Source organism: Zhenpiania hominis (genome assembly GCF_014333425.1).
GTDB classification, from domain to species: domain Bacteria; phylum Bacillota; class Clostridia; order Peptostreptococcales; family Anaerovoracaceae; genus Hominibacterium; species Hominibacterium hominis.
Genome location: NZ_JACRYT010000002.1, coordinates 254,416 through 278,197 on the forward strand (window position 1 = coordinate 254,416; position 23,782 = coordinate 278,197).

The 23,782-nt window shown below is 52.2% G+C and carries 23 protein-coding genes; 5 read left to right on the forward strand and 18 right to left on the reverse strand.

Going from position 1 to position 23,782, the window contains the following annotated elements; genetic code table 11:
• The first annotated feature begins 135 nt into the window (after window positions 1–135).
• Window positions 136–1,134, forward strand: a complete 999-nt coding sequence (locus H9L42_RS04025; RefSeq protein WP_187302116.1) for a helix-turn-helix domain-containing protein — start codon at window positions 136–138, stop codon at window positions 1,132–1,134.
• Window positions 1,135–1,195: 61 nt separating this feature from the next.
• Here H9L42_RS04025 and H9L42_RS04030 read toward each other — a convergent pair whose 3' ends face one another.
• On the reverse strand, window positions 1,196–1,318 hold the full coding sequence (locus H9L42_RS04030) for a TnpV protein (RefSeq protein ID WP_465270641.1): 123 nt from the start codon (window positions 1,316–1,318) through the stop codon (window positions 1,196–1,198).
• 105 nt (window positions 1,319–1,423) lie between these two features.
• On the opposite strand from H9L42_RS04030, the gene H9L42_RS04035 reads away from it, so the two are divergent.
• The gene (locus H9L42_RS04035) at window positions 1,424–1,792 is read left to right on the forward strand and encodes a helix-turn-helix domain-containing protein (RefSeq protein WP_055163974.1); all 369 of its coding nucleotides are present in this window, start codon (window positions 1,424–1,426) and stop codon (window positions 1,790–1,792) included.
• A 419-nt stretch (window positions 1,793–2,211) separates the two neighbouring features.
• On the opposite strand, the gene H9L42_RS04040 is transcribed toward H9L42_RS04035, so the two are convergent.
• The 7 genes from H9L42_RS04040 to H9L42_RS04070 form a co-directional block, all read right to left on the reverse strand.
• Window positions 2,212–2,694 carry a hypothetical protein gene (locus tag H9L42_RS04040; RefSeq protein WP_087415951.1) on the reverse strand — a complete coding sequence of 161 codons (483 nt, stop codon included), beginning with the start codon at window positions 2,692–2,694 and terminating at the stop codon, window positions 2,212–2,214.
• Window positions 2,695–3,131: 437 nt separating this feature from the next.
• The gene (locus H9L42_RS04045) at window positions 3,132–3,488 is read right to left on the reverse strand and encodes a response regulator (RefSeq protein WP_187302117.1); all 357 of its coding nucleotides are present in this window, start codon (window positions 3,486–3,488) and stop codon (window positions 3,132–3,134) included.
• Window positions 3,489–3,513: 25 nt separating this feature from the next.
• Window positions 3,514–4,224, reverse strand: coding sequence for a transglycosylase domain-containing protein (locus H9L42_RS04050; RefSeq protein ID WP_187302118.1), 711 nt, complete (start codon window positions 4,222–4,224; stop codon window positions 3,514–3,516).
• A 44-nt stretch (window positions 4,225–4,268) separates the two neighbouring features.
• Window positions 4,269–4,616 (reverse strand): YxeA family protein, encoded by a 348-nt coding sequence (locus H9L42_RS04055; protein WP_087415948.1) that lies wholly within the window; start codon window positions 4,614–4,616, stop codon window positions 4,269–4,271.
• Window positions 4,617–4,636: 20 nt separating this feature from the next.
• Entirely contained in the window at window positions 4,637–5,407 is a 771-nt protein-coding gene (locus H9L42_RS04060) for an ABC transporter permease (RefSeq protein ID WP_087415947.1), read from the reverse strand.
• 1 nt (window position 5,408) lies between these two features.
• Complete coding sequence (locus H9L42_RS04065) at window positions 5,409–6,212, reverse strand: ABC transporter permease (protein ID WP_087415946.1); 804 nt, start codon at window positions 6,210–6,212, stop codon at window positions 5,409–5,411.
• Complete coding sequence (locus H9L42_RS04070) at window positions 6,205–7,128, reverse strand: ABC transporter ATP-binding protein (protein WP_087415945.1); 924 nt, start codon at window positions 7,126–7,128, stop codon at window positions 6,205–6,207. The genes H9L42_RS04065 and H9L42_RS04070 overlap by 8 nt, the downstream gene beginning before the upstream one ends.
• Before the next feature lie 159 nt (window positions 7,129–7,287).
• Between H9L42_RS04070 and H9L42_RS04075 the strand changes: the two genes are divergently transcribed.
• Window positions 7,288–7,983, forward strand: coding sequence for a response regulator transcription factor (locus H9L42_RS04075; RefSeq protein WP_087415944.1), 696 nt, complete (start codon window positions 7,288–7,290; stop codon window positions 7,981–7,983).
• Window positions 7,980–9,341 (forward strand): sensor histidine kinase, encoded by a 1,362-nt coding sequence (locus tag H9L42_RS04080; RefSeq protein ID WP_087415943.1) that lies wholly within the window; start codon window positions 7,980–7,982, stop codon window positions 9,339–9,341. The genes H9L42_RS04075 and H9L42_RS04080 overlap by 4 nt, the downstream gene beginning before the upstream one ends.
• A gap of 124 nt (window positions 9,342–9,465) precedes the next feature.
• On the opposite strand, the gene H9L42_RS04085 is transcribed toward H9L42_RS04080, so the two are convergent.
• From H9L42_RS04085 to H9L42_RS16955, 8 genes are all read right to left on the reverse strand, one after another.
• Window positions 9,466–10,878 (reverse strand): relaxase/mobilization nuclease domain-containing protein, encoded by a 1,413-nt coding sequence (locus tag H9L42_RS04085; protein WP_187302119.1) that lies wholly within the window; start codon window positions 10,876–10,878, stop codon window positions 9,466–9,468.
• Between the two features lie 66 nt (window positions 10,879–10,944).
• Window positions 10,945–11,202 carry a hypothetical protein gene (locus H9L42_RS04090; protein ID WP_243235641.1) on the reverse strand — a complete coding sequence of 86 codons (258 nt, stop codon included), beginning with the start codon at window positions 11,200–11,202 and terminating at the stop codon, window positions 10,945–10,947.
• Complete coding sequence (locus H9L42_RS04095; RefSeq protein ID WP_096348612.1) at window positions 11,199–11,489, reverse strand: CD1845 family protein; 291 nt, start codon at window positions 11,487–11,489, stop codon at window positions 11,199–11,201. The genes H9L42_RS04090 and H9L42_RS04095 overlap by 4 nt, the downstream gene beginning before the upstream one ends.
• Complete coding sequence (locus H9L42_RS04100) at window positions 11,489–11,794, reverse strand: hypothetical protein (protein WP_072849344.1); 306 nt, start codon at window positions 11,792–11,794, stop codon at window positions 11,489–11,491. Before H9L42_RS04100 ends, H9L42_RS04095 begins: the two co-directional genes overlap by 1 nt.
• A gap of 138 nt (window positions 11,795–11,932) precedes the next feature.
• A complete protein-coding gene (locus tag H9L42_RS04105) occupies window positions 11,933–12,271 on the reverse strand; it encodes a plasmid mobilization protein (RefSeq protein ID WP_072849293.1) in 339 nt (112 codons plus the stop codon).
• Window position 12,272: 1 nt separating this feature from the next.
• The gene (locus H9L42_RS04110) at window positions 12,273–13,082 is read right to left on the reverse strand and encodes a DUF3848 domain-containing protein (RefSeq protein ID WP_187302120.1); all 810 of its coding nucleotides are present in this window, start codon (window positions 13,080–13,082) and stop codon (window positions 12,273–12,275) included.
• A 2-nt stretch (window positions 13,083–13,084) separates the two neighbouring features.
• The gene (locus H9L42_RS04115) at window positions 13,085–19,546 is read right to left on the reverse strand and encodes an SNF2-related protein (RefSeq protein ID WP_243235642.1); all 6,462 of its coding nucleotides are present in this window, start codon (window positions 19,544–19,546) and stop codon (window positions 13,085–13,087) included.
• Window positions 19,547–19,752: 206 nt separating this feature from the next.
• Complete coding sequence (locus tag H9L42_RS16955; protein ID WP_465270642.1) at window positions 19,753–20,139, reverse strand: TnpV protein; 387 nt, start codon at window positions 20,137–20,139, stop codon at window positions 19,753–19,755.
• A 118-nt stretch (window positions 20,140–20,257) separates the two neighbouring features.
• On the opposite strand from H9L42_RS16955, the gene H9L42_RS16960 reads away from it, so the two are divergent.
• Window positions 20,258–20,566: a hypothetical protein gene (locus H9L42_RS16960; RefSeq protein WP_243235644.1), complete on the forward strand. Its 309-nt coding sequence runs from the start codon at window positions 20,258–20,260 to the stop codon at window positions 20,564–20,566.
• A gap of 301 nt (window positions 20,567–20,867) precedes the next feature.
• Here the strand turns inward: H9L42_RS16960 and H9L42_RS04120 are convergent, their stop codons facing one another.
• Both H9L42_RS04120 and H9L42_RS04125 read right to left on the reverse strand, forming a co-directional pair.
• A complete protein-coding gene (locus tag H9L42_RS04120; RefSeq protein WP_087989205.1) occupies window positions 20,868–21,110 on the reverse strand; it encodes a transposon-transfer assisting family protein in 243 nt (80 codons plus the stop codon).
• Between the two features lies 1 nt (window position 21,111).
• Window positions 21,112–23,604 (reverse strand): YodL domain-containing protein, encoded by a 2,493-nt coding sequence (locus H9L42_RS04125; RefSeq protein ID WP_187302122.1) that lies wholly within the window; start codon window positions 23,602–23,604, stop codon window positions 21,112–21,114.
• Window positions 23,605–23,782 lie beyond the last annotated feature (178 nt).

Consider the following 23,782-nt stretch of genomic DNA (forward strand, 5'->3'; position numbering starts at 1 on the left):
GTTATTCTATTGGTTAGACATCGCTAACCTATCTCTACATTAGCGTCATTTTATACTTTGTTCAATATGGTTGACGGTCTTTGTGCTGACAGCCGAAAGGTTCGTGCCAGAAGCCGAAAAAAGGGGGTATTACTTTTGGAAAATATCATAGAGCAGATATTTGAACCTCAATTCAGACAAATATCTTTACGCCCTGTTTCTGGTAACAATCAGATCAAAGGCAGTGGCATCACTTATCGTCCTGCGCCGGATGTGGGGGAGGGATATTATTGGGTGCAACCAATTCGTGATTTGTGTGCGGTTACAATCGCTGATTTGACTTTCAAGAAAGAAGTAGAATTAAATTACGAACACCCTTCTTTCCTTGCAGTAGGCAATTATGCGCCGCCATTAGTACCCCATTTTCAAGGGAACACTGTGGCCTCTTATTCTGCCCGGTGTGTACGGACAGAAAATCATCTGGTCGGTTATATCAACAACGCCTCAAGGTTTCGTGCTGGAATATCCGAGGGCGGTACAATGCGCTGTGTATCTGTAACGATGCTGCCGGGATATTTTCGCTCCTTTCTCCCGAAATGTTTTTCAGTAGACCATCAGGAGCTTGTCCACTCTGTTGAAGGATTGGCTGGTATGGTAACGATGCCGGAGCTTGAATATCTGTTCGCTCAAATCTGTCGCGTCAACCCATCGGCTAAATACGGCGGACTTTATTTTGAGAGCAAGGTACTGGAATTACTTTCGTTGATACAGATACAGCAAGAACAGCAAAAGGTATTTCCTGATACATCAGCATTAGATGAAGATACGATTGCCATGATACATCGTTTAGCAGCCTTTTTGCAAAACCATTGCGATCAGCACCTTACACTTGAAACGTTAGGCAAGATTTTTTATATCAATAAAAACAAACTCTCTTATCTCTTTCGTTTGGTTTATAGCGAAAGCATCCCTGATTATATTCAAAAAATGCGTTTAGAGAAGGCGCAAAAACAACTGGAACATCCAGGGATTAGTATTTATGAAATTGCCCATTCCATAGGGTTCAAAAATCAAGGGAGTTTTTCAGATTGGTTTAGAAAAGAAACAGGATTTTCGCCATCCGAATATCGCAACAAGACCAACGGGTGGGATTGACAAAATGAAAGACCGAAATACAAGCAAACACTTATGCTTGTGTTTCGGCCTTTTGCCTATACTAAATATATATCAATTCCGTTTCTATAATTTCCTCCGCTTGCGCTTTCAGCGTGTTCATCAGCACCACCCAGCGCATGGGGTCATGGGCTTTCAGTTTCTCGGTGACACCCGCCGCCTCCATCCTGCAATTTTTCTCCGAGAACGAATTATAAAATGAACCTAAATCACATATCACATCATTCCCAGCACATCCTATGAACAATAGAATGTAATAGGGTGATGTGATATGCCGAATGTAAAAGATTGCCCTGGATTTGAAACTTTCGGAGCAGATGTTCAGCAGGCGCGTGAAGCTGTGAAAATGTCCCGCCGGGAGCTGGCCGAAAAGGTCGGCATTGACCCGCGCTATCTTGCAAATATTGAGCTGTGCGGCACAATACCGAGCGTGCCGGTTGTGATGCAGCTCATCCGCATTTGCAAGCTGCCCGCAGAACGCTACTTCAACCCGGAGCTGCTTCGGGAGGACAGTGAGCAGCGCCAACGGACAAGCCACAAATTACAGCTTTGCCCGGAGAAGTATCTGCCCATTGTGGAAGGTGTCATTGACGGAGCCATCAAATTGAAAGATGCGGATGATGAGAAGGAGGATGTGTAAGCGTCCTCTTTTCTCATTTGAAGAAATACCGCCCGAAAGGGCATAAATACGGGGTACGAGAAACCGGCAAGCAATGCCTCGTGGGACCCACCGAGGCCAAACCTGGGATTTTCGCTGGTGCGAAGATCCCAGGTTGCTTGTTGAGGGCGCTGCCCCCAAGCCCCCATAAACAGCTCCATTTTGGAGCTGGCTGCGCGTTCTGATAGAACGCTTTTTCAATCGCCCAGGCGATGGATAGCACAGGACAGAAACCGCATCAAGAGCAAGTCGCCGGTGGGCGGTGCTTCGCACTCTTGACCCGGTTCCCGTCCTGCGCCGATGAGCAGACAAGAGGGAAAGCCACCAAAGGCTTTCCCTCCCGTAAAGCTCAATTCATTAGGTGATTATCGGCATTAGCACTTGTGTATAGTTTTTTCTGTTTAGCGCAGTTTGCGGAGCTTACGAAGCGCCACAGCAACAGAACGAGATACGCTGGCTTTAGACAGTCCTTCAGCCTTGGCAATCTCTGTGATGGATTTTTCTTCGGCCAAATACATCCAGATCCGGCGGTACTGCCTGGCGGTCAGAAGTGCCTTCACCTTGGCCATGCGCTCCTGACACAGAGCCTTCCGAGTGGCTTCGATTTCATCAGCCATCTGCTCACGGAAATACTCATCCTCCGCAGACGCCACCGCACCTGCCGCGCTTATGTTTTCGTCCAAAGGAACCCCATTGTCATAGTAGCCGCGCCCCCGGCGTTCTGTCTCATAATAATCCTCATCGGACCATTGTTTCCAGCGGAGAAATTCTTCCTCGCTGGCAAAGTCTGCGCGGGTGAGCCGGATGCGTCCATTCACACTTATGTAGATGATGCTATCTTTCTCGCGTTTATTCTGCGCGTATTCACTTTTCTTATTGAACATATTTGTCCTCCATTTCAATTCAGGGGTTAACGGGTGAATTGAAACGGGGACGGCGGAGATCGGCACCCTATGGAGAACCGCAGGATACGACAGAAAACGCCTGACTGGTCATACGCCAGCCAGACGCTTTCTGGTGTGCTTTGCTGTTTGCCTACATGGTATAGTTCATCTTCTTGGGTATAAGTCCCCGCTGCCGGGGACAGACTTTTTTTGGCAGGTAAATTCCTGCCGGATTATGTCGAAGCTGTTCTCGCTTCACGGCGACTCCCTCCTAAAGCCGCCGTGATCTTTAGCTTGTGGTCGTCATTCCTTCGAGGGTACAAAAGAGCGGCGGCCCTGATTTGTTCAAAGCCGCCGCGATAGAATTATGGCATGATGATTGTCTGCTGAACGACGGCTTTTTTTCTTTTGCCGTCGTCCGGCAGATGATTAAAATATTATGTTTCGGGTTCGGGATTTGCTAATGCTTTTACTTTCGCAATGAAGTCATAATCGGTTTTGCAACAGAACACTGCGCCATAATGCTCAGTCTCTTTTTCGAGCATCGTATCATCACCGGACATGAGCAGGAATGGAATAGTCAAATTCTTTTGCCGTATTTCTCTAAGTAAGTCTAAACCTGAGCCATCCTTCATATTGAAATCAGCGCAGACTGCTTCAATTTCGGTATTTTCCAACACTTGCAAGGCTTCTTTTACTCCTGATGCCTCATAAACTTCAAAATGCTGTTTCAAAATAGAAACTAAAAAGCCCAAAAAATCTAAGTTATCATCTACGATAAGCAGTTTTTTCATTCTTTCTTTTGTTCCGCCTTTCCCATTATCCTCTTACTGCAATAATTTTTTTCCCCTCACCCTCGCTTATATATCCGTATTTCACCATCTGCTGAATAACATATTGTTGTCGTTGTTCTGCCAAGTCGGGATTTGCTGTCAGCGAGTAAACAGACGGGGCATTAGGAATACCCGCCAGCAGGGTACTTTCATAATCCGTCATATCAATGGGGTCTTTCCCAAAGTATCCTTGACTGGCATCTCGAACACAGTAATAGCCATCACCGAAATATATGGAATTAAGATACAGCTCTAAAATTTCATCTTTTGTATAGCTGCTTTCCAGCCGGAACGCCATAAACATTTCAGCAATCTTTCGGATGAAGCTCTTTTCCTGTGTGAAATACATATTTTTGGCAAGCTGCTGGGTAATGGTACTTCCGCCTTCCCGCAAGCTCCATGAAGTCAGGTTATTCCATGCAGCCCGGCCTATTGCAATTAAGTCAATCCCTAAATGCTGTTCAAAGCGATGATCCTCCACTGCAACCACTGCATCCAAATATAGCTCTGGCATTTCAGACAATGTAGTATAGCTGGGATTAGACTGAATTTCGGCAACCTTACTTTCAAGGCCCTGGTGATTGAGTGCGTCACGATACATTTTATAGCCGCTTCCAGCTAGTACACAACCAGCAATGACAATTACAACTACTGTCAAAAGAAAGAGCCGTTTTATCAGTTTTTTCAGCCTTTTCATGCCACACTCACCACACTTTCGGTATTTATTGTCGTCCTAAAAGGTTACTCATTATACTTTTCTTGAACAGCAGAAGGCAATTCATCAAACTGTACTTCAGCCCATGTTACAACCCCTCTAATGGGAGCCACTTTCAAGCATAGGTACGCATCATCTGTAAGAACTTTACTTGTCTCAAAAGTAATATCTTTCGCATTCCCGCTATCATCATAGGCAACCAATGTATATTTATAGTTCATAGCACCATGCGGTGCAATATCCGTTACCCAGCGATTATCAATCTGTGTATAGTAGTCTGTATTGGTTTGCGTAGTAAGAAAAGCTACGGTCATAAAGATGATTGCCAACACAGCAATAACAAGCACAATTCCAATCTTTTTCTTAGAAGTCATAAAGTTTACCTCTCTTTCATTTACCAACCCTTTTTATGTGCTGGGCGATTTGTTTTTTTAACCTCTTTCTTTTCAGGCTTTGGTTTTATAAACATAAACGCAATGCCGATAGCGCACATGGCTAGAACGCTAATGAGACACAGCCCTTTGTTCCACATAACGCCCTCTGTTCCAGAACGATAATTGATTAGACCGAGCGCAGCAGTAACTGGATAGATGGATTCCAACGCTCCATTTGCGAACATTCCTATGAAGCCATATACAAAGGCTACAATAACCCCGACAAGGAAACTGCTCCTCTGCCGGCTTGTAAGGACAATAATCGGCAGCATCGTCAAGTAAAGAAAAAAGCCTAACAATGTCATTTGCACCAGTCCGGTAAGTGCAGAGACTAAAGAAACTCCCTCATATCCCATAATAAAATTCGCAATGACTGTGAAGGCAAAGCATACGGCTCCTAAAAAAAGAGACAGTATTGCGGAAACAATCAATTTGCCTGCCAAAAGTTTTTGGAACGAAATAGGTAATGTTTCAATATTTTTTAATGTATCATCTGTATATTCACGAGAGATCATATACCCGCTAATCAGCGTAATACACATTGGAAATATCATCGTTACAAAATTTTTGACCACCTGTTCAAAAAGAAATTGGTAATCCCATGTCATTCCATCATCAGCCATTGTAGTAAACAGAGTCAACAAGACCGTGAGAAGCATGAGGGACACGCCAATCCAGATAATGAAGTATCTTTTCAGTTTTATAAACTCGGTTTTTATAATTGTCACCATTTCACTCACTCCTTTTCTTATAAAGATAGACCGCCAGAAGAAGAGAAACAGCCCCAATTAGCCCCAAAGTTATAATCAGTTGAGGGGTGGAAGGAATTAGCCCCATTTGAATGAAATTCTGCAAATCTTCTGTGTCGTTTACAGCAATGCGAGAAGCCATTTGCTGCGTTCCCCACATCATAATGCTCGGTGTGGGCAAGGTAAGCACAAGCCATTTCGGGAGTGCTGTCATAGAAAATGTAGCAAGCAGATTGAATACACTGTAAAATACGCAAAGCATAATAGAAAAGATATAGGATCTGCTGAAGAATACAATCAGCAATACCAATGGCAATGCGCTAAATGCAATTAACAATCCATAAACAGCAGAAAACAGTATCTTAAACAGAACATCTGTTACTCCAAAAAAAGCAAAGCCACAAAGTATAGATGCCACGGTTGAAGATATACAAAATACAACGCTAAACAAAAGTAAAACAATACACTTTGCAACGACCATCTGTGAACTTGTTATTGGGATTGTCCGCAGGTTCTTAAAGGTATCGTTATCGCGTTCCATAAAAAAGAGGAGGGCCGCAACAATTCCTAAAATACAAGGGAGAAGCAACAGCATACCGAACCCTATCACAGATTGCCAAAGAGCATCAAAAGCTGCGGCTTTCGTAGCATATTTATCCTGGGCTGTGTTTAGATAATAGATAATGGCGGTCAGAGGGATAGGAAACAAAAAAGATGCTGCTAATACCAACTGTACGAACATTTTTCTTTTCAGTTTCCAAAACTCACACCTAATCAAGTTAAGCAATCCCTTCACCCCCCGTTATCTTTTTGAAGTAGTCCTCCAAAGTGTCCTCACAGAGGTGGGCCTCCTGAATGTCAATGCCAGCCTCAATAAAAGAACGGTTAATCTTTGCTACCGGCAGAGTCGTATTGTAAAGATATAGATTATTGGCATCTGCAAGCCGAATATCCTTGCTGGAAAATGTTGTAGTAATAATTTGCGCGGCTTTTTGTGCATCCGATACGCAGAAGTGGATGAATTTGGCGTTTTTAGCCTCCAGCTCTTTCAGGCTTTCTTCTTCCAGCAGCTTTCCATGGTCAATAATGCCAACATCATCTGCCAATAAAGAAATTTCCGAAAGAATATGACTGGAAATTAAAATGGTTTTACCGCTGGCATCGCACAATTCCCGGATAAAATCTCGCACTTCGGCAATGCCGATGGGGTCAAGGCCGTTGATTGGTTCGTCCAAAATCAACAATTCAGGATTGTGCATGACAGCTAATGCGATTGCCAAACGCTGCTTCATACCAAGGGAGTATTGTGAAAACAGCTTCTTATCCCGGTAAGGCAGATTGACAAGCTCCAGAGCGTTTTTAATGTACTTTGGATTTTTCAAACCACGCAGAGTAGCAAAAATTTTCAAGTTTTCTGTTCCCGTTAAATTGGGATAGAAGCCGGGTGACTCAATCAGGCAGCCAATCCGGGGCAGGATTTTCTTTTCGTTGCCCTGAAAGTGTTTCCCAAAAATTGTTACCTCGCCGGACGTGGGGGCTGTCAGTCCCAGCAGCATACGCATTGTCGTGGTCTTACCTGCACCGTTGCGCCCCAACAATCCATAGATACGGCCCTTTTTCACATGAATATTCAGATGGGAAACGCTGATCTGATTGCCGTATCTTTTCGTCAGATCATGCGTTTCAATAATGTAATCACTCATAATAGCTTGCGCCTCCTTTTTTATTTCATAATCAGCATATCACACCAACTTTGAGATAACTTTGAGGCAACTTTGAGTTTGCTTTGAGATTTCAAAGGCAGAATAGGCAATCTATACATCTTGCAGTATAATAAGAACAGAACACAAAGGGGGTTCCTTATGAACGATAGAATGATTCTTGTAGTGGACGATGAATATGAGTTACTGGAAATGGTAAAGTCCATTTTTGAGCGAGCAGGATTTACACAGGTATTGACAGCCTCCTCTGGCGAAGCTGCATTAAAAATGTGTAAAGAGCAAATGCCTGATATGATGATCCTTGATGTTATGATGCCGGGCATGGATGGATTTGCTATATTAAAAGAACTCCGAAAGACAAGCAAAATCCCTGTATTAATGCTGACAGCCCGTGGCGAAGCAGAGGATAAGTTTATGGGTTTTGAAAATGGTGCAGACGATTATCTTTTGAAACCATTTTTGCCGAAAGAATTGCTATTCAGAGTACAGGCTATATTAAAAAGAGTCTACCCGGAAAAAGAGCGCAAGGTGTTTTTGGACGCTGCAACCGTTGATTTGGAAAAAGCAATCGTGCAACGTAATGGGGAAATCATTTCATTGACAGCCAAAGAGTTTCAGCTTTTTGAAAAGTTATATGAAAACGCAGGCCGTATAGTTACTACCGGCTCCTTGTGTCAGGCCATTTGCGGTGACTTCTGGCAAGGATATGAAAGCACATTGGCAACTCATATCCGGCATTTGCGGGAAAAGATTGAGGAAAATCCCTCAAAGCCAGTTGCGCTTGTGACAATCAAGGGAATAGGCTATCGCCTGAATATAAAGGGGGCGCAAACATGAACGCAACAGAACGATTTTTTCGGCGCTATATTTTTTCTTCGATTGGCATTGTAGTCCTTTTTCTGACTGTTAATGTTTTGTTAGTTGGCTCGTATCTAGCAGTTGCTTATTTGGAAAATGTTGCAGATTCAAATTTTCCCATTGAAAATCTTTCCAATCATATCACTTTGAAAGATGGACAACTTGTGGGGGATGAACAGGCAACAGAAATGCTAAATAAGGCAAATGCATGGGCTATGATTTTGGATGGGGATGGTGCGGTCATTTGGGAAGAAAACCTGCCAGAAGAATTGCCATATCATTATTCGTCTATGGACATTGCCATGTTTAGCCGCTGGTATCTTAACGATTATCCAGTTAATATTTGGAACCGACAGGATAGCCTTTTGGTGGTTGGCTTTCCACCGGGAGATATAACAAATTACTACATTTCAATCAAAGCCAAGTATGTTGGGCCGATTGCGTATGGATTTTTAGCGGCTATCTGCATTAACATCCTATTGATGCTGTATTTATTTATCCGAAATATCCATCGAGTTGAAAAAGCTATGGAACCGATTTTGAATGGCATACGACATCTTTCAGCCGGGAAGCCTGTCCATCTGGAGGAAGCCGGAGAATTAGCAGAAATCAATGCTGGCTTAAATAAAGCTGGCGAGTATCTATTAAAAAAGGACAACACGCGCGCGGAATGGATCAGGGGAATTTCTCATGATATACGCACTCCTCTTTCTATGATTTTGGGCTATGCAAGCGAAATTGAAGAAACGCTCGACCTGCCAGAGAAAACCAGAAAGCAGGCTGGTATTATTCTTAGTCAAAGCAAAAAGTTGAAAAATTTAGTATCTGATTTGAACTTGACAACAAAGTTAGAATACTCCATGCAGGCAATTCACAAACAGAATATTGATGCCGTGGAACTGGCAAGACAGGTCGTAAGCGGAATACTGAATGACGGCATACCAGAGCAGTTTGAGATAGAGTTTTATGAAGAGCAGCCGGGGAAAACCATACAACTTAGTGGGGATAATTTGCTGTTGCAGCGGATGCTGGGAAACTTAATTCGCAACAGTATTGTCCATAATCCGGCAGGATGTAAGATTGAATTTTCCGTAGGCATCCATGAGAATAGTTGCGTTTTCGTTGTTTCTGATAATGGACATGGCATGAGTGAGCCTCAACTGAGCGCGCTGAACAGCAACGAAGATATTTCCAGCTCGCAAAAAAGTGACGGCGATACAGAGCATGGATTGGGTTTGAAAATCGTGCGTCAGATTGTAAAGGCACATCAAGGGAAAATACATTTTTCGGAAACAAAACCGCATGGGTTAGAGGTCAAAATTGCCTTGCCAACATAATTCCATTGGGCATTAGCTATTCTTGCTTCGCGGCGGCTCCCTCCTAAAGCCGCCGCGAAGTTTAGCATAGGATCATCATATTCATAAGGGCCTGGAGAGCGGCGTTACATCCTAGAGTAGTCGCTTATCGTTCTTTGGTGTGATCTTTCTCTGTCTGCTTTTCTTCCTCATAGCCCATGATGCGGTCCACATTGGCCTTGACGGTCAGAAGCTCCTTCATCTCATCACGGGCCTTTCGGTAGCCGGAATAGGCTGCCTTTTTTTGTGCCATCAGCTCCGCATATTCCGTCTGCAAACTCTTGACGGTGGGGAGCTTTTTCATTCCCAGCTCATCAAATGATTTCTTTGCGGTCTGGTGTAAAAGGATGTCCGCCTCATGCTCGGCGCGGAACTTTTTTGAATACCCGGCTTTGCGATAGGCAACATAGACCTCCCGCGTTTTGGCGTAGTTGATGATGTGGGTACGGAGAACCGCAATCTCTGTCATTCGCTTTTCCGCCGCCTTGATCTGCGCGGACAATTCATTGTATCGGGCGATGGCTGCCGCTGTCTTTTCAGACAGCACTTTGTAATCAAGCAGTTTATGCTCGGAGAGATAATTCATGGTCTGCGCCATCTGCTTCAGATTGAAGCCGGTGGCCCATCGCTGATAACCGGCCCCTTTGCCAGCGCGGAGTTTTTCCTGAATATCGACCATCAGGCTCACAGCCTGTTTCGGCTCCGGGTGGAGTGTGGCCCTGGTGGGGGTATGTTCCTTTTCTCCGGCCAGAACCGCACGAAGCTCGGCTTCACTGTACCCTTTGCCCAGCTTTTTACTCATGCGGGCAGCATTGTCCCATCCAGGCGCTTTGAGGCTGTACGATTGCCCACGGCGGGACACCTCGCAGCCCATCCCTTCCAGCAGCTTCAGCAAGGCATCAAAGTCGGCGGGCTTTTGCTCCAGGGCCTGGTCGATCATCACCCGCAGCGTCTCCCGCTGGGATTGTTTTGCCCGATCACCCAGCCACTTGTTATAGCTCTTTCCATGCGGCTTCGGGTTCTCTACGATGGAATATCCGTTCTCTATGCAGATGGTATCATTGAGCCGCCGGACCGCGCGGGTGCTGCCCCAAAAGTTCCGAAACTTCCGCTGGTAGTCCAGAGCGGTGGCATCGAAAATGATGTGATTATGGATGTGTTTCTTGTCAATATGGGTACAGACAATGAAGGCGTGTTTCCCCTTGGTGAAACGCCGCGCCAGCTCGCAGCCCAGCCGGTTTGCTTCTTCCGGCGTGATCTCACCAGGGACAAAGGATTGCCGGAGATGATAGGCAATCACATCGTCCTCGCCCCGTACCCGGCCGGTGGCGGCGATATACTGCCGCTTATTGAAAAGGAACTCCGCATCCGCAATTCGACTGTCACATTGATAGCTGGTAATGAGCCTGCCGTTGTCTGTTTTCTGCGGATTTTGAACATAGTCGATGATGTCGCTGATGGCCGTCCCCACCGTCCGGCCTTTGCCGGTGTGCAGGGGCATGAGCCGCGTGGTTGCCATGAAAAAACCTCCCTTCACAGCAAAACGGCCTGCATCTGCAGGCCGCCTTTGTTGATGGTATTCTGTTCAGTCTTTGCGCCGGATCACGGGAATCTGTTTTACCTTTTTGCCCTCCGCCCGCCGTTCCAGAGCAAACACCATGTCGCTGGTGCGCTCAAAAAATCCAATGTCCTTTTTCCAGCTTATGCCGCATTTACAGTGCTGCAAGCCGATGAACTGCTGTTTCATTTTCCTGCCGCATACCGGGCAGACCTTGTTGCTGGCCCCCATGCCGCCACCGCCTTTCCATGTTCCGATTATACCATATCCAGGCGGTGTGTTCACCTATAAACGCGGTCCTGGATTGCATACCGTAGGCCCTGGACCTTTCCAAGCAGCCAGGCCGCTACAGTCGGCAGTCCCATCGGGCTGATAAGAAAGGCAATCACCAGCAGGATGATGCCGTTTTGCAGGGAGTAGGTCACAAGCACAGCCACCCCTAAAAGGGCCACCACCAAAGCGGCCAGCCCAAGGACCATGCCGGTGCAGTACAAAAGAATGGTACAAATCCAGACGAACAGGGTCAGGGCGACCACCAGGGGCGCGGCCAAAATCTTCAAAATCAATCTCATCACAGTCCCTCCTTCATACATTCCTCATACATCGCCTGCCGCTTCTTTTGGATTTCCCGCATTTCCTGCTCGGTGGGGTCCCGGTCCTCATCGGTGACAACATATTCCAGGTAATTCACATAGGCATCTAACAGGGCATCCCGCAGGTCCTCCGGGGTCTTGCAGAACTCGGCGCTGAACCATTCCTCCCGGCGGTTGTTCCAGGCCAGCAGCGTATAGCCCCGGCTGGTCTTTACCACCTCATAGTCAGGGTCGGCATCCAGATACGGGCCGAACACCTTCAGCACTTTTTCGTGTGTCAGCATATCGCAATCAGCTCCTTTACCTCGTGCGCTGTTTTCGTTTCTGATTTCAGCATAGCGGCCCCAGCTTCTTTTTGCAAGGATGCGGCCAAAAAAGAAAGCGGGGCGGCAAGCCAAAGTTCTGGCCGCCGCCCCGCACCCTTATTTCAGGGCCGCCAATGCCGAGAGGATATGCTCCGCCGCCTCCCACAGCTTTTCCTGTCCCTGCCGCAGATCTTCCAGGTCGGCATCATAGATGCGCCCCGTCTCATGGACGCGCCGGGTGAGCTGGTTTAGGTTGTTGCTGCTCCGGCGCAGCAGAGATACCATCTCCTGAAGCTCCGGCAATTCCAGACGGACCACATACCCATCCAGGGCCATCTTCCGCAGATAGGCCGCCATGTTCTGTGTGCCGAGCTGGGCCATCTTTGCCTCGATCAGATCCCTTTCCTCCGGCGTGACGCGGAATTTCAGTTGGATTTCCCGTTCCCGGTTCGCCATATCAACGCTCCGCCTCTTTCTTCCTGGCCGGGGCAGAGCGCCGGGGAGCCGCCGGAGCCTTTTGCAGTTTCTCCCGGACAGAGGGCTTTTCCCGTTCCCCGGCAAGCTGCCGTACCTGCTTCAGAAACAGGTCGGTCAGGCCGGGGTTGCAGCGGTCCACCACCAGATACTCGCTGTGCCGGTCCTGGGGACTGCCTTCCGGCAGGGGCATCGTGCTGGCCCATGCCTTATTGTCGCGGGAGATGCGCCCATCCCATTCCTTATGCCGGACCGTGTTGGCCAGCACATACTGTACCCGGTCCGCCCCGAACTGTTCTAATACATCGTTCACAGCGGCTTCGGCATCCAGACGGTTATTGCTGTAATGGCGGCTGATTGCCTGCTCGATGGCCTCCTTGCAGGCATGACTTGCCTGAAATGAAGCGTTGTATTGTTCCATCTCTCCATGCTCGGACGCATACGCCGCCGAATGGGGATAGAGGGGCATGTTTTTCAGTTTTTCCTGGGCCTGATATAGCTCGTTGGCCCTGGTTTCGATGGTGTCCCGGATCACATCCATGTAGCTGGTTTCCAGCTTCTCAAAGTCCTTGTAAACATCGGCCAGCGGCGTGGGTGAAGCCAAGAGCGCCTTTGTCTGGGCCTCGGTCAGCTCCAATTCCTCCATGCACATCACGATGTCCTCCCGGACCGTGTACTCGTAGGCATGGTTCAGGACCTCCGCCGCAGGCTGGCCTTTCAGCCAGTCGCGGTACTTGTCCTGTTCAGCAGCCATCTTCTCATAAAGGGCTGTCAGCATTTCTTCCTGTGTCATGGTTATCGCACCTCCTCATGGGTTTTGGATTTTTTGTCTGCCGCTCTCGGCGGCATGGGACGGCGAAGCCCCTCCAGGACGGAGGGGCGTGTGCTTTTGGCAACGATGGTTTCCTGCTGGCCGGGGGCCTTGCTGTCAATGTTGAGCAGTGTGTCCAGCTCTGTAAGCCGGGTCGATTTCTCCCGCAGCTCATCCTCATAAGGGAAGGGCCTGCCGACTTCTTCCTTTGCGGCGGCCTGTTGCTGGTAGAGGTTATCAAGCTGGGCTTTCACGCTTTCTAACCGCTGGGGCATCTGCGTCAGGGCATTGTCGATGCGGGTCAGGTTGCCGCGCGGGTCTGCGCCCAGGGTGGCCTGATGGGTCATCTGGCCTTTCAGTTGCAGGGTATATTCCTGGCGGAAGGCATCAAAGGACACCGACATGGCGAAGCCCCGGTAACTTCCCACCTGGACCGGCTCGGCGTTTTTCACTTCCTTACAGGCATCCAAAAGGGCGGCACCGGCGTTCTCCTTATCGGTGAGGGTATCGCCCCGCACCTCCATCCCGGCAAAGCTGTCCGCCGGGTGGGGATGGGCGGCCAGTGTTCCCATATCTGCCTCAAGCCCCTTGATGAAGCCTTTGTGTTTTTCGATTTGCTTCGGGAAGTATTTCAGCAGGTTATCCTCCATCTGGTACTGCTTGCTCTGATGGTCGGCCTTCATCAGTTTCAGGCGGGACACATCCACATCCAGGTCCATGCGCTCCTTGATGCGGGGGTCCCCGGCGCACAGGGCCTTGATCTCGGCAAAGGAGAGCGCCGTTTCGTCCACATCATCACAGCTTCGCACCGGCGATTTCGAGGACATGATCTGGCTGATGAATTTCTGCTTGTTCTCCACCGTCTGCCAGAGGTATGCGTCAAAGGTCCCCTCGGTCACATAGCGGAATACATGGACCTTTTCATTCTGGTTGCCCTGGCGCTCAATGCGGCCCTTCCGCTGGGCCAGGTCGCCGGGCCGCCAGGGGCAGTCCAGGTCATGCAGCGCCACAAGGCGGTCCTGCACATTGGTCCCGGCTCCCATCTTTTGGGTACTGCCGAGCAAAACGCGCACCTGGCCGGTACGGACTTTAGAAAACAGCTCCTTTTTCCGCACTTCGGTATTGGCCTCATGGATAAACGCGATCTGTTCGGCAGGCATCCCCTGGGCGATGAGCTTCTGCCGGATGTCCTCATACACCGTAAAGGCCGGTTCCGGCTCCGGCAGCGGCACCGCATCTTCCAGGGCGTGCAGGGTCGGATTGTCCAGTGCCTTCGCCACCTTTCTGGCGGGACTCGCCTGGGGTGTGGAAATATCGCAGAAAACGAGCTGTGTCAGCTTATCAGCCTGCCCGTCCCGCCAGATCTGCATGATATTATCCACACACTGATTGACCTTGGTTCCCGGCTCATCCGGCAGCAGCGGGTTGATGATCCGCTGGTCCAGCCCCAGCTTGCGGCCATCGCTGGTAATCTTGAGCATATTGTCCTCCCTGGGGTCAATGCTTCCGCCGTGTACTTTGGCCGCCCGCTCGGAGAGGGCCTTCACCATTTCTTTCTGATGTTCGGTGGGCTGGGCCACGATGTTGTGGTATTCCACCTCCGGGGTGGGAAGATGGAGCTGGTCGGCGGTCTTGATGTCCGCGATCTCTTTGAACAGGTTCATCAGCTCCGGCAGGTTGAAGAACTTGGAAAAGCGGGTCCTGGCCCGGTAGCCGGTCCCTTCCGGGGCAAGCTCCAAAGCGGTCACTGTCTCCCCGAAGCGGCTGGCCCAGCAGTCAAAGTGCGCCATGCCCAGCTCCTGAAGCCGGTCATATTGAAGATACCGCTGCATGGTGTAAAGCTCCGTCATACTGTTGGAAACCGGCGTGCCGGTGGCAAAGATAACGCCCCGGCTGCCCGTGATCTCATCCATATAGCGGCACTTGGCAAACATATCGCTGGATTTCTGCGCGTCCGTAGTAGAGAGGCCCGCCACATTCCGCATCTTGGTATAGAGGAACAGGTTTTTGTAGTTGTGCGCCTCGTCCACAAAGAGCCGGTCCACGCCGAGCTGTTCAAAAGTTACCACATCATCCTTGCGGCCTTCCGCTTGCAGCTTTTCCAGCCTGGCCTCCAGGGATTTCTTGGTCCGTTCCAACTGTTTCACCGTGAAGCGTTCCCCGCCGCTGGACTCCACCTCGGAGATGCCCTCGGTGATTTCCCATATCTGTTCCCGCAAAAGCCGCTCCTGGCGTTCCTTGCTGATGGGGATTTTCTCAAACTGCGAGTGTCCGATAATGATGGCATCATAGTCGCCGGTGGCGATCCGAGCGCAGAACTTCTTGCGGTTGTGCTTCTCAAAGTCCTTTTTGGTTGTCACCAGGATATTGGCCGAGGGGTACAATCGCAGGAACTCCGAAGCCCACTGTTCGGTCAGGTGGTTCGGGACCACAAAAAGGGATTTCTGGCACAGCCCCAGGCGTTTGGCCTCCATCGCGGCAGCCACCATCTCAAAGGTCTTGCCCGCGCCCACTTCATGGGCCAGCAGCGTGTTGCCGCCGTACAGCACATGGGCAATGGCGTTTTTCTGATGCTCCCGCAGGGTGATGGACGGGTTCATGCCGCCAAAGACGATATGGCTGCCGTCATACTCGCGGGGCCTGGTACTGTTCATTTCTTCATTGTACTGGCGCACCAATGCCTGCCGCCGCTGTGGGTCCTTCCAAATCCAGTCCTTAAATGCCTCCCGGATGGCCTGCTGTTTCTGCGCGGCCAGGGTGGTTTCCTTGGCATTTAATACCCGGCGCTCTTTTCCGTCCGCATCCTCCACCGTGTCATAGATACGGACATCCCGCAGGTTCAGGCTGTCCTCCAGGATTTTATAGGCGTTGGCCCGGTTGGTCCCGTAAGTGGTGTAGGCGGCCACATTGTTGTAGCCCACAGAGTTTTTCCCCGTCACCTGCCATTCGGCGGTGTAAGGGACATACTTCACCTCGATTACATCCCGCAGATAGGGCGGGGTCTTAAAAGTCTCGTACATAAACTGCTGGATGTATTCTTTGTCAATCCAGGTCGCACCCAGCTGCACCTCAATCTCAGAGGCATCCAGGTCCTTGGGCTGGGCGGCGGTAAGCGCCTCCACATTGACGGAAAACGCCGGATCGCGCTCTGCCGCCCGCTGTGCCTGGCGCAGCTTCTGCCGGACATTGCCGGACAGGTATTCATCGGCGGTCACATAATGGGGCGTTCCGTCCGGCTCCGTAATCCCCGGCACCTGGAAGATCACGCACCGCAGTTCCTCGGCCAGCTCGTCCCCGGTCCTGCCGGTGAGCGAAGCCATATAGCCCATATCCACACAGGCTTTCTCCGAAATGGAGACTGCCAGGGCTTCGGCAGCGGTGTCCACAGAGGCCACCGCCTCATGGGGCTTAATGGTCCGCTTGGTGAACATATCCGCCTTGCGTTCCAGCCTGCCATCCTCGTCCAGCACTTCCAGCGCACAGAGCAGGTAATAGCTGCTGTCATCGGCAAAGGCCAGCCGGTTCGCCCGGTCATTGATAAGGCCGTACTTGGCAGAAAAGGCATCATAGAGCCGGTTCAGCTCCGCCATCTGTTCCCGGATAGCGGCATCCGGCATGGCGGCGTTCATTTCCAGGTCGATGAGCCGCTGCACACAGTCCCGCAGCTCCACCAGCCCCTTGATGCGGGCCTCGGCGGTGGCGTTTAAGTCAGGGCGCACCATGCGGCTGTTTTCCCGGTAGTACACCGCGCCATCGACCACCGTGTAAGAATAGTTTTTCACATCCGGGTCTGCCGGGAGGGAGGTGTCGATGTCCTCGCCTTCGCCTAGATCCGGCAGCTCGGCTTCGGTATAGCGGCCCTGGATATGCTGCATCGCTTCACGGAGCTGCTGTTCCAGGTCTGCGCCATCCCTCGGATTGCAGACGAGCTGGGGGCCAAACGGCCCGGTCACAATATCCAGGTCGCCCAGCACCATTTCCGGGTGGGTACGGAAGTAGCGGTTCATGGTCACATGGTCGTGTCGTTCCCGCCCGTCCTTATCCGTATAAGTGTTTGTGCGTAACAGGTCTGTCTCCACCCATTCCGGCAGCGGCTCGCCCTGCATCCGGGGAACCTCCCGCTTTTGCAGGAAAACAATGTCCATCGCAATATCTGTCCCGGCATTGGCCCGGAAGGTGGTGTTCGGCAGGCGGACCGCGCCCAGCAGGTCGCAGCGCCGGGCCATATACTCTCTGGCGTGCGCGTCCTTTTTATCCATCGTGCCGCCGCTGATGCCGTTGGAAGTGATAAAGGCGATGATACCGCCTGCCCGCACCTTGTCGATGGTCTTGGCAAAGAAGTAATCGTGGATCAGCAGGTTGTGCCGGTCATAGGGCCGGTCACTCACCCGGTAGTTGCCAAACGGCACATTTCCGATGGCAAGGTCAAAAACGCCATCCGGGTACTGCGTTTTCTCAAAGCCGTTGACCTCGATGCGGGCATTGGGATAGAGCTGGCGGGCGATACGCCCGGTGATGCTGTCCAGCTCCACGCCGTACAGCTTGCTTTCGCTCATGCTCTCCGGGAGCATCCCGAAGAAGTTGCCCACGCCGCAGGACGGTTCCAGAATGTTGCCGCTGTGAAAGCCCATCTGCTCCACGGCCTCATAAATAGCGCGGATCACCATAGGGCTGGTGTAGTGGGCGTTCAGGGTGGAGGCCCGCGCCGCCTCATATTCCTCCGGGGTCAAAAGCTCCTTCAGCTCGGCATACTCCTTGGCCCAGGCAGTTTTGGACGGGTCGAAAGCCTCCGGCACGCCGCCCCAGCCCACATACCGGGACAGCACTTCCTGCTGTTCCGGGCTGGCCTGCTGGCCCGCCGCTTCAAGCTCCTTCAACAGCCGGATGGCGGTGATATTGGCCTGATATTTGAGCCTCGGCCCGCCTTCCCCCAGGTGATCGTCCGTGATGCGGAAGTTCTGCCCGGTTCGGCGGGGCTGGTCCGTGTTTTCCTGATGGTCAGTCTGCTCCGCAGATGGGGCCGGTTCCGGCGGCGTGGGTTCCGGCTCATCTACGCGCAGCCGTTCCACCACCACATCATAGGGAAGTCCGTTTTTGTCCCCCGGATAGACCGTTACCGGCTCAGAAGTAATTTCCGGCGCAAGGTTTTCTTTTTCCTCCGGCGTGAACAGTCCGGCGTTTCGTTCATCCTGGCGCAGCCAGGTTTCAAACTGTTCCCGGCTGATGACATCATAGCTCCAGGCATAAGGCCCGGTGTAGATGCGGACCGTTGTATCTTCAATGGCATCAATCGTGCCGGTGATGGGGTGGTCGGGCGCAGGGAGCGTCACAGGGTCGCCCACCTGGTAGGACGGGGTTCCTTCCAGGGGAGGTGTGTGCCGCTCTGCGAAGCCTTCCGGGTCCTGAAAGAAGCCGTCCTGCTCCTTCACATACAGCCCCCGCAGAAGCGGTGTGAGTTCCTCCCAGCGGTATGCCAGGGTAGCAAGTTTTCGTTCCTCATGATCCAGGATCTCCACCTCAACGCTGGTGGTGAAGGTGCGGTAGTCCGCTATATCCCCGGTCGCAAGGTCCATCGTCTCCACACGCCCGGAATATAGCTCAGAAAGCCGCTTGGCGATTTTGGTGTTGCCCTCGCCATCCCGCAGCCAGCGGGAAATGTACTCCTTGTCCTGCCAGGTAAACAGGCCGGAAGTCAGCACTTCCCGCAGGTCCTGGTCCGCTTTCTCCGGGTCAGTGGAAAGAAACTCGGTAATGGGGCCGTTTCTCAGGTCGTTTTTCAGAAGCTGCTCAAACCGCTCCCGGCTCTCGGCCCGGAAGATGGGGTAAGCCATACCGGAAGGAAGAAGCTGTACCGTATCTTCCCGAAGCTCCGTGATCTGGTACTCCTGATTTTCCAGGTAGACCGTATCGCCTTCATGGTAGACCGGCGCGGCAGGGTCATAGACCTTTTCCTCTGGGATGGCCTGCTGGATGGCCTCGTATTCCTCATCGGAAACGGTAATGTCGATCTCATGGGTCGGCTCCCCGTTCCCGATGGTAATGGTGTCTCCCTCGCGGGTGACAGGCTGACCGGATAAGTCCGACACAGGCGGCTCCGGCCCAGGCTCGGTGCGTTCCTCGGCTGCGATGGTCTCCACATCCTGCATCACCTGCTGGATGAAAGGGTCATTGTCCAGCTTTTCCGGGTCCGCCACCTGGCCGTCCACGATCCCGCGCTCGGCCAGGGCCTCCCGGATGGCGATAGGGTCGATGTTGTCAAAACGATCCTGTTCCACTTCGGTATAGAACCGATCTTCCTTGATGAGCTGGGCGATCCGGCGCTGTACTTTGGGCCACGGCACATCGCCCGCCGCGCCATCCGCTGTGACGGGAAAGGCGGGCAGCGCATCGCCGTATTCCTGCCGCAGCCAGGCGGCGGTGTCCTTTTCACGGGCATGGTCCTTCATATAGCGGGCAACCGCGTGTTTGCTTTCGATATTGCCGTTCCATTCCTGGATGGCGGCATCAATGTCGGCCTGGGTAAGCGCCCGGCGAGGGGCCGCCGGTGCTGGCGGGGCCGGTTCCGGCTCCGGGACAGCAGAAGGACCAGACGCAAAAACGCCTGGCCCTTCATCAATCCGCCGTATTTGTTCCTGTTCCGAGGGGAACAGGGTTAGCTGTATATAAGCTCCGTCAGAAGGATTTCCTCCGCCTGGGCTTTGCAGTTGTTCATCAGCCCCACCCAGGTCATCGGATCGCGGGCTTTCAATTCCTCCGTCACGCCCGCTGCCTGCATCAGCTCCGGCATCATCTGCTCCAGACGCCGGTTCATGGTCTGCTCGATCTCGTTCAGGTGCGGGTACAGTTTCCCGTTCACCATCATGGCGTTGAACAGGACCGGCCGATGCTCCTTCAGATAATCCCGGCGCATCCTCCCGTACCGGCCCAGGGGTTTCGTTTCTTCCAGCTTCAGGTCGGGGATCAGATAATCTCCGTTCTTGGTGTAAGTCAGGTTGTTCTCCATGTGTGACGCTCCTTTCCGCGAATTTGGCTCGTTCATAGTTTTGGATGGTAATGCCGATCTGCCGCAGCACCTGCTGGTTGCTCTGGCTGACCGCCGTTCCCAGGGCGGCCACCGCCTCCGGGGTGTTGAAATCGAAGATACTTAAAAAGTCCTCATGGTCGAAGTAGCCTTCCGGCTCCAATCCACACCGGGACAGCAGCGAGTAGGTAATGCTGACCGTTGCGGCATTTCTGAACTGCACTCCGATGTTAAATTCATCATAGCCGTCCAGAAAGCTCCCGTCAACGATGTCGAGGATGTCCCGCTTGTGTTCCACCCAATACTCGCTGACAAGCTGGGCCGCGATGCTTTCAAGCTGTTCCGCCAGGTTGTTTTCCGGCGGCGCGCCAAACCGCTCGGTGAGCGCCTGGGCCACCGCCGCCTCATGCTCCGGGCGAAGCTCCCACAGGAAGGGATGGCGTGAATTTTTCCGCAGGCCGGTGTCGGAAATGTCGAACACATACCGAAGCCGGGGCTTTTCGCGGGAATTGTCCACAAGAGCGATGCCCTTGGAGCCGCGCCGCACATACCGGCGCATGGTGTCGTTCCAGAGGTCATATTCCGCACAGGCCGTTGCGTCCGGGCGCTGGGCGAAGATCATAAGCTGCTCGTGGAAGGGGTACTTATACAGCCGGGAGGCGGTGGTGAGAAATGCCGTCCATCTCTGCCAGCTATCCGTCAGGTGTGTGGCGGTGTAGCTGGCCATCGCAGAATAAAATTCCAGGTTACTCATCATAGGCATTGTCCTCGCTGTCAAAATCCGGGTACAGTTCCAGCTCGGCAAATGCTTCATCGGTCATGGCGGACAGCTTTTTTAGGGCAGAGTCGGTAAGTTCTAAAAGCTCCGTCTCATCTGCGCCCAGGTAGCCGCGCATCTCGGTAAGGGCCTCGATCAGCTCCTGGCGGGTCCCGTCCCCGGAATTGTAAATGCACATCAGGTTGATTTCTTCAAAGGTAAAGTTGTTCATATCAAAGCTCCCTTTCCGCGCTCCTTTTGGGCGCCGTCTTTTTCCGCTCCTGTTTCGGACTCTGCCGGAGCTGTTCCATCACAGATTTTTTCTTGTCCCGTTCCTCCCGGTGGACGGCATCTGCCAGGTCCATCAGGGAAATGGGCTGTCCGCTTCTTGCCTGCGCCTCCAGCTCCGCCACCGTTGCTTTGGGGCCGTTGTTGATGATGCCGTCAATCATGCCGTAATCATCCTCAACGGTCATTTCCGCATTTTTCAGCGGATTGGACGGGAGAAAGCCGGGGATTTCCTGAAAGCCAACACTGTCGCAGTAATGGCAGGATACCACGCCATCCCTTTTTATCGCAACGATGTCGCTGACACTCATGGATGGGCTGTGGAAGTCTGCCGGGCGGTGAAAATTGAACTGTTCAAACAGCTTGTGAAGCCGCCCGTCAATGTTGCCGGTTTCCGGGAGCGGAGCGGTATAGACCAGATCATAGTTGCCACGCTCCACAGAAAGGTCATGGGCGTTCAGCCAGTCCATATTCATAAAGCGAAGTCTCTGCGGGTCATTCTCGGCCACCTGGTAAATGGCGAAGCAGTCCCCCTCATGGGAAAGAAATGCCCGTTCCCGTTCTTCCTGGTGGTTCAGGCGGTCCTGCACCCGCGCATCGAACTCCGGGCTTTCCTCCCATTCCTCGCGGGAAACGGCATACATGGTCCCGGCGGCCTGGGTGTCAAATTCCTCCCGGTCAAACAGCATTTCCGCGCTTCCGCCATCCACCACCGCATACACCGTCAGATCCCGCTCGTAAAGCTCCATCGCCCGCTCTTTGGAGAGGGGGAGCATATCCCCGTCCCGGTAGCCGCACTTTTCCAGATCATCCAGCGTGAGCATCGGGTCCGGCATGGGGTACTCATCCAGCGCCTGCTCCGGGGCATCCGGCAGCATGGTACTTTCCGGGGCGGCGGCCTGGGCCGCTGCCTCCTGCATCTGCTGATAGGCCGCCTCCTGCAAGGTTTCAATCATGGCAAGGGGCGCATACTTGATGGACTGGCCTCCCAGGTCGTGCATCTCACAGATTTCCAGGGCGGCGGTGGACAGGGGCAGCTCCGGCGCGTCCAACTGGCCGCCATCCATCTGGCGGAGGGTGTCTTTGTCATAGAGGGTGTAGTCATAGCCGCCCTCGGTGGTTTGCAGATGCAGATACACCGCCTCATCCAGAAGCAGCAGCTTTTCCTGCTCAGGCGCAAGCTGGTCCAGCCGCTGCATCAGCTCCGCAGCCTTTGCGGTATCTTCCCCAGGTTCGTTTTCATCCAGTACGCTTTGGAGCCAGTCCTGAACACCACGCGCCCCGCCATGCCGGAGAGAAGCCGCCAGGTCTTTCACCGCAGCCTCCCGGTCCTCCACCTGGTCCCGGTATTCATAAGGGTCAAACTCAAAGGCAAACTGGTCGATGTCAGAGGCAAGCTGGTCGATGGGGTCCAGCTCCGGCGCGGCGGGTTCCTCCGCTGCCGGTTCTTCCGCAGCCGGGACCGTCTGCTCCGGCTCTTTTTTCTGCTCGGACAGGTCAATGCCCTGTTCCTTGCAGACCTCGGCAAAGTGCTTTTCGATACCGGCAATCATGCTGCCAGCAGTTTTGTTGATGGTATTCAGGCAGGCACGAAGCTCCGACAGCTCCCGGTTCTTGCAGTAGGAGGCCACATAGCCGAAGCTGTTCTCCCCGGTTTCGATGCCGAAATACTGACAGACCATGTAGGAAGTGCTTTCCGCCTCAATTTCCTCGATCTGGTGCGGCTTGGGCTTGGGCGGCTCCTTGGACGGGTCCCCGGCAGCGGCCTCCACCCTCTGCTTTTCATAGTTGTGCAGGGTGGCATGGGTCATCTCATGGATGCAGGCACATACGGTCTGGACCTCGCTCATCCCTTGCCGGATGGCGATGCGCTGGGCGGTGGGGCTGAAAAAGCCGTCCATGTTGTCCTGCATCGGTTCGATGGTCAGGGGAACCGGCGAAGTGCGCCGCAGGGCCTCCATGAAAGCCTCGTAATGCTGGACATTCCCGAACAGGTCGGCGGCAAGCTGGGGCAGCGGCTTTCCCTCGGTCTGTGCGTAGTCAAACACTTTGATGGGGCGGAAGGTGGGGATTTCAATTTCCTTTTCCTCCATCACCACTTTGCCGTTGGCGTCCAGTACCGGGGCCTTGGTGTCCGGGTCGAGCTTCTGTTCCTCGATTTTCTTCTTATAAGGTGTGGGGGCAATAATCGTAATGCCATGTTCGCCCCGCTTTACATGGCGCTCAAATTGCTGCCACTTGTTGTAACCGGCCACTTTAGTCGCGTTAGGGCGCTGTAAGCGGATCAGCATCTGGTTATTGACGGAGTAGGTGGGAAAGCGGGACATGACTTTCAGATATTCAGCATACTTGCCGCTGTCAAACACTTCCCGGATGCCTGCCTCGATCTTCTCACCCAGGTCTTTCAGGCGTTCCTTGTTGGTGGGCTTATCAGCCATGAGATTTCAGCTCCTTTCTTGAAAATGGCATGAAAAAAGCAGGAAAGCGTTTTGATTTCCTGCTCGGTGGTGCCGCCGGTGGCGGCTGGTATTCAGTTTTGAAAGTTCAGATCAGGTTGGCCCGATGATGGATAGCACGATAAATTAGGATCTTTCCTTTAAGGCATTATACATTTTT

Coding starts and splice junctions, on each gene's coding strand:
- H9L42_RS04120 (WP_087989205.1), bottom strand. CDS start 21,110: ATGAACAACTTTACCTTTGAAGAAATCAACCTGATGTGCATTTACAAT.
- H9L42_RS04045 (WP_187302117.1), bottom strand. CDS start 3,488: ATGAAAAAACTGCTTATCGTAGATGATAACTTAGATTTTTTGGGCTTT.
- H9L42_RS04085 (WP_187302119.1), bottom strand. CDS start 10,878: ATGGCAACCACGCGGCTCATGCCCCTGCACACCGGCAAAGGCCGGACG.
- H9L42_RS04105 (WP_072849293.1), bottom strand. CDS start 12,271: ATGGCGAACCGGGAACGGGAAATCCAACTGAAATTCCGCGTCACGCCG.
- H9L42_RS04050 (WP_187302118.1), bottom strand. CDS start 4,224: ATGAAAAGGCTGAAAAAACTGATAAAACGGCTCTTTCTTTTGACAGTA.
- H9L42_RS04110 (WP_187302120.1), bottom strand. CDS start 13,082: ATGACACAGGAAGAAATGCTGACAGCCCTTTATGAGAAGATGGCTGCT.
- H9L42_RS16960 (WP_243235644.1), top strand. CDS start 20,258: ATGGTCGAAGTAGCCTTCCGGCTCCAATCCACACCGGGACAGCAGCGA.
- H9L42_RS04115 (WP_243235642.1), bottom strand. CDS start 19,546: ATGAAGGACCATGCCCGTGAAAAGGACACCGCCGCCTGGCTGCGGCAG.
- H9L42_RS04035 (WP_055163974.1), top strand. CDS start 1,424: ATGCCGAATGTAAAAGATTGCCCTGGATTTGAAACTTTCGGAGCAGAT.
- H9L42_RS04075 (WP_087415944.1), top strand. CDS start 7,288: ATGAACGATAGAATGATTCTTGTAGTGGACGATGAATATGAGTTACTG.
- H9L42_RS04080 (WP_087415943.1), top strand. CDS start 7,980: ATGAACGCAACAGAACGATTTTTTCGGCGCTATATTTTTTCTTCGATT.
- H9L42_RS04040 (WP_087415951.1), bottom strand. CDS start 2,694: ATGTTCAATAAGAAAAGTGAATACGCGCAGAATAAACGCGAGAAAGAT.
- H9L42_RS04125 (WP_187302122.1), bottom strand. CDS start 23,604: ATGGCTGATAAGCCCACCAACAAGGAACGCCTGAAAGACCTGGGTGAG.
- H9L42_RS04060 (WP_087415947.1), bottom strand. CDS start 5,407: ATGGTGACAATTATAAAAACCGAGTTTATAAAACTGAAAAGATACTTC.
- H9L42_RS04070 (WP_087415945.1), bottom strand. CDS start 7,128: ATGAGTGATTACATTATTGAAACGCATGATCTGACGAAAAGATACGGC.
- H9L42_RS04095 (WP_096348612.1), bottom strand. CDS start 11,489: ATGAGATTGATTTTGAAGATTTTGGCCGCGCCCCTGGTGGTCGCCCTG.
- H9L42_RS16955 (WP_465270642.1), bottom strand. CDS start 20,139: ATGAACGAGCCAAATTCGCGGAAAGGAGCGTCACACATGGAGAACAAC.
- H9L42_RS04100 (WP_072849344.1), bottom strand. CDS start 11,794: ATGCTGACACACGAAAAAGTGCTGAAGGTGTTCGGCCCGTATCTGGAT.
- H9L42_RS04030 (WP_465270641.1), bottom strand. CDS start 1,318: ATGGAGGCGGCGGGTGTCACCGAGAAACTGAAAGCCCATGACCCCATG.
- H9L42_RS04055 (WP_087415948.1), bottom strand. CDS start 4,616: ATGACTTCTAAGAAAAAGATTGGAATTGTGCTTGTTATTGCTGTGTTG.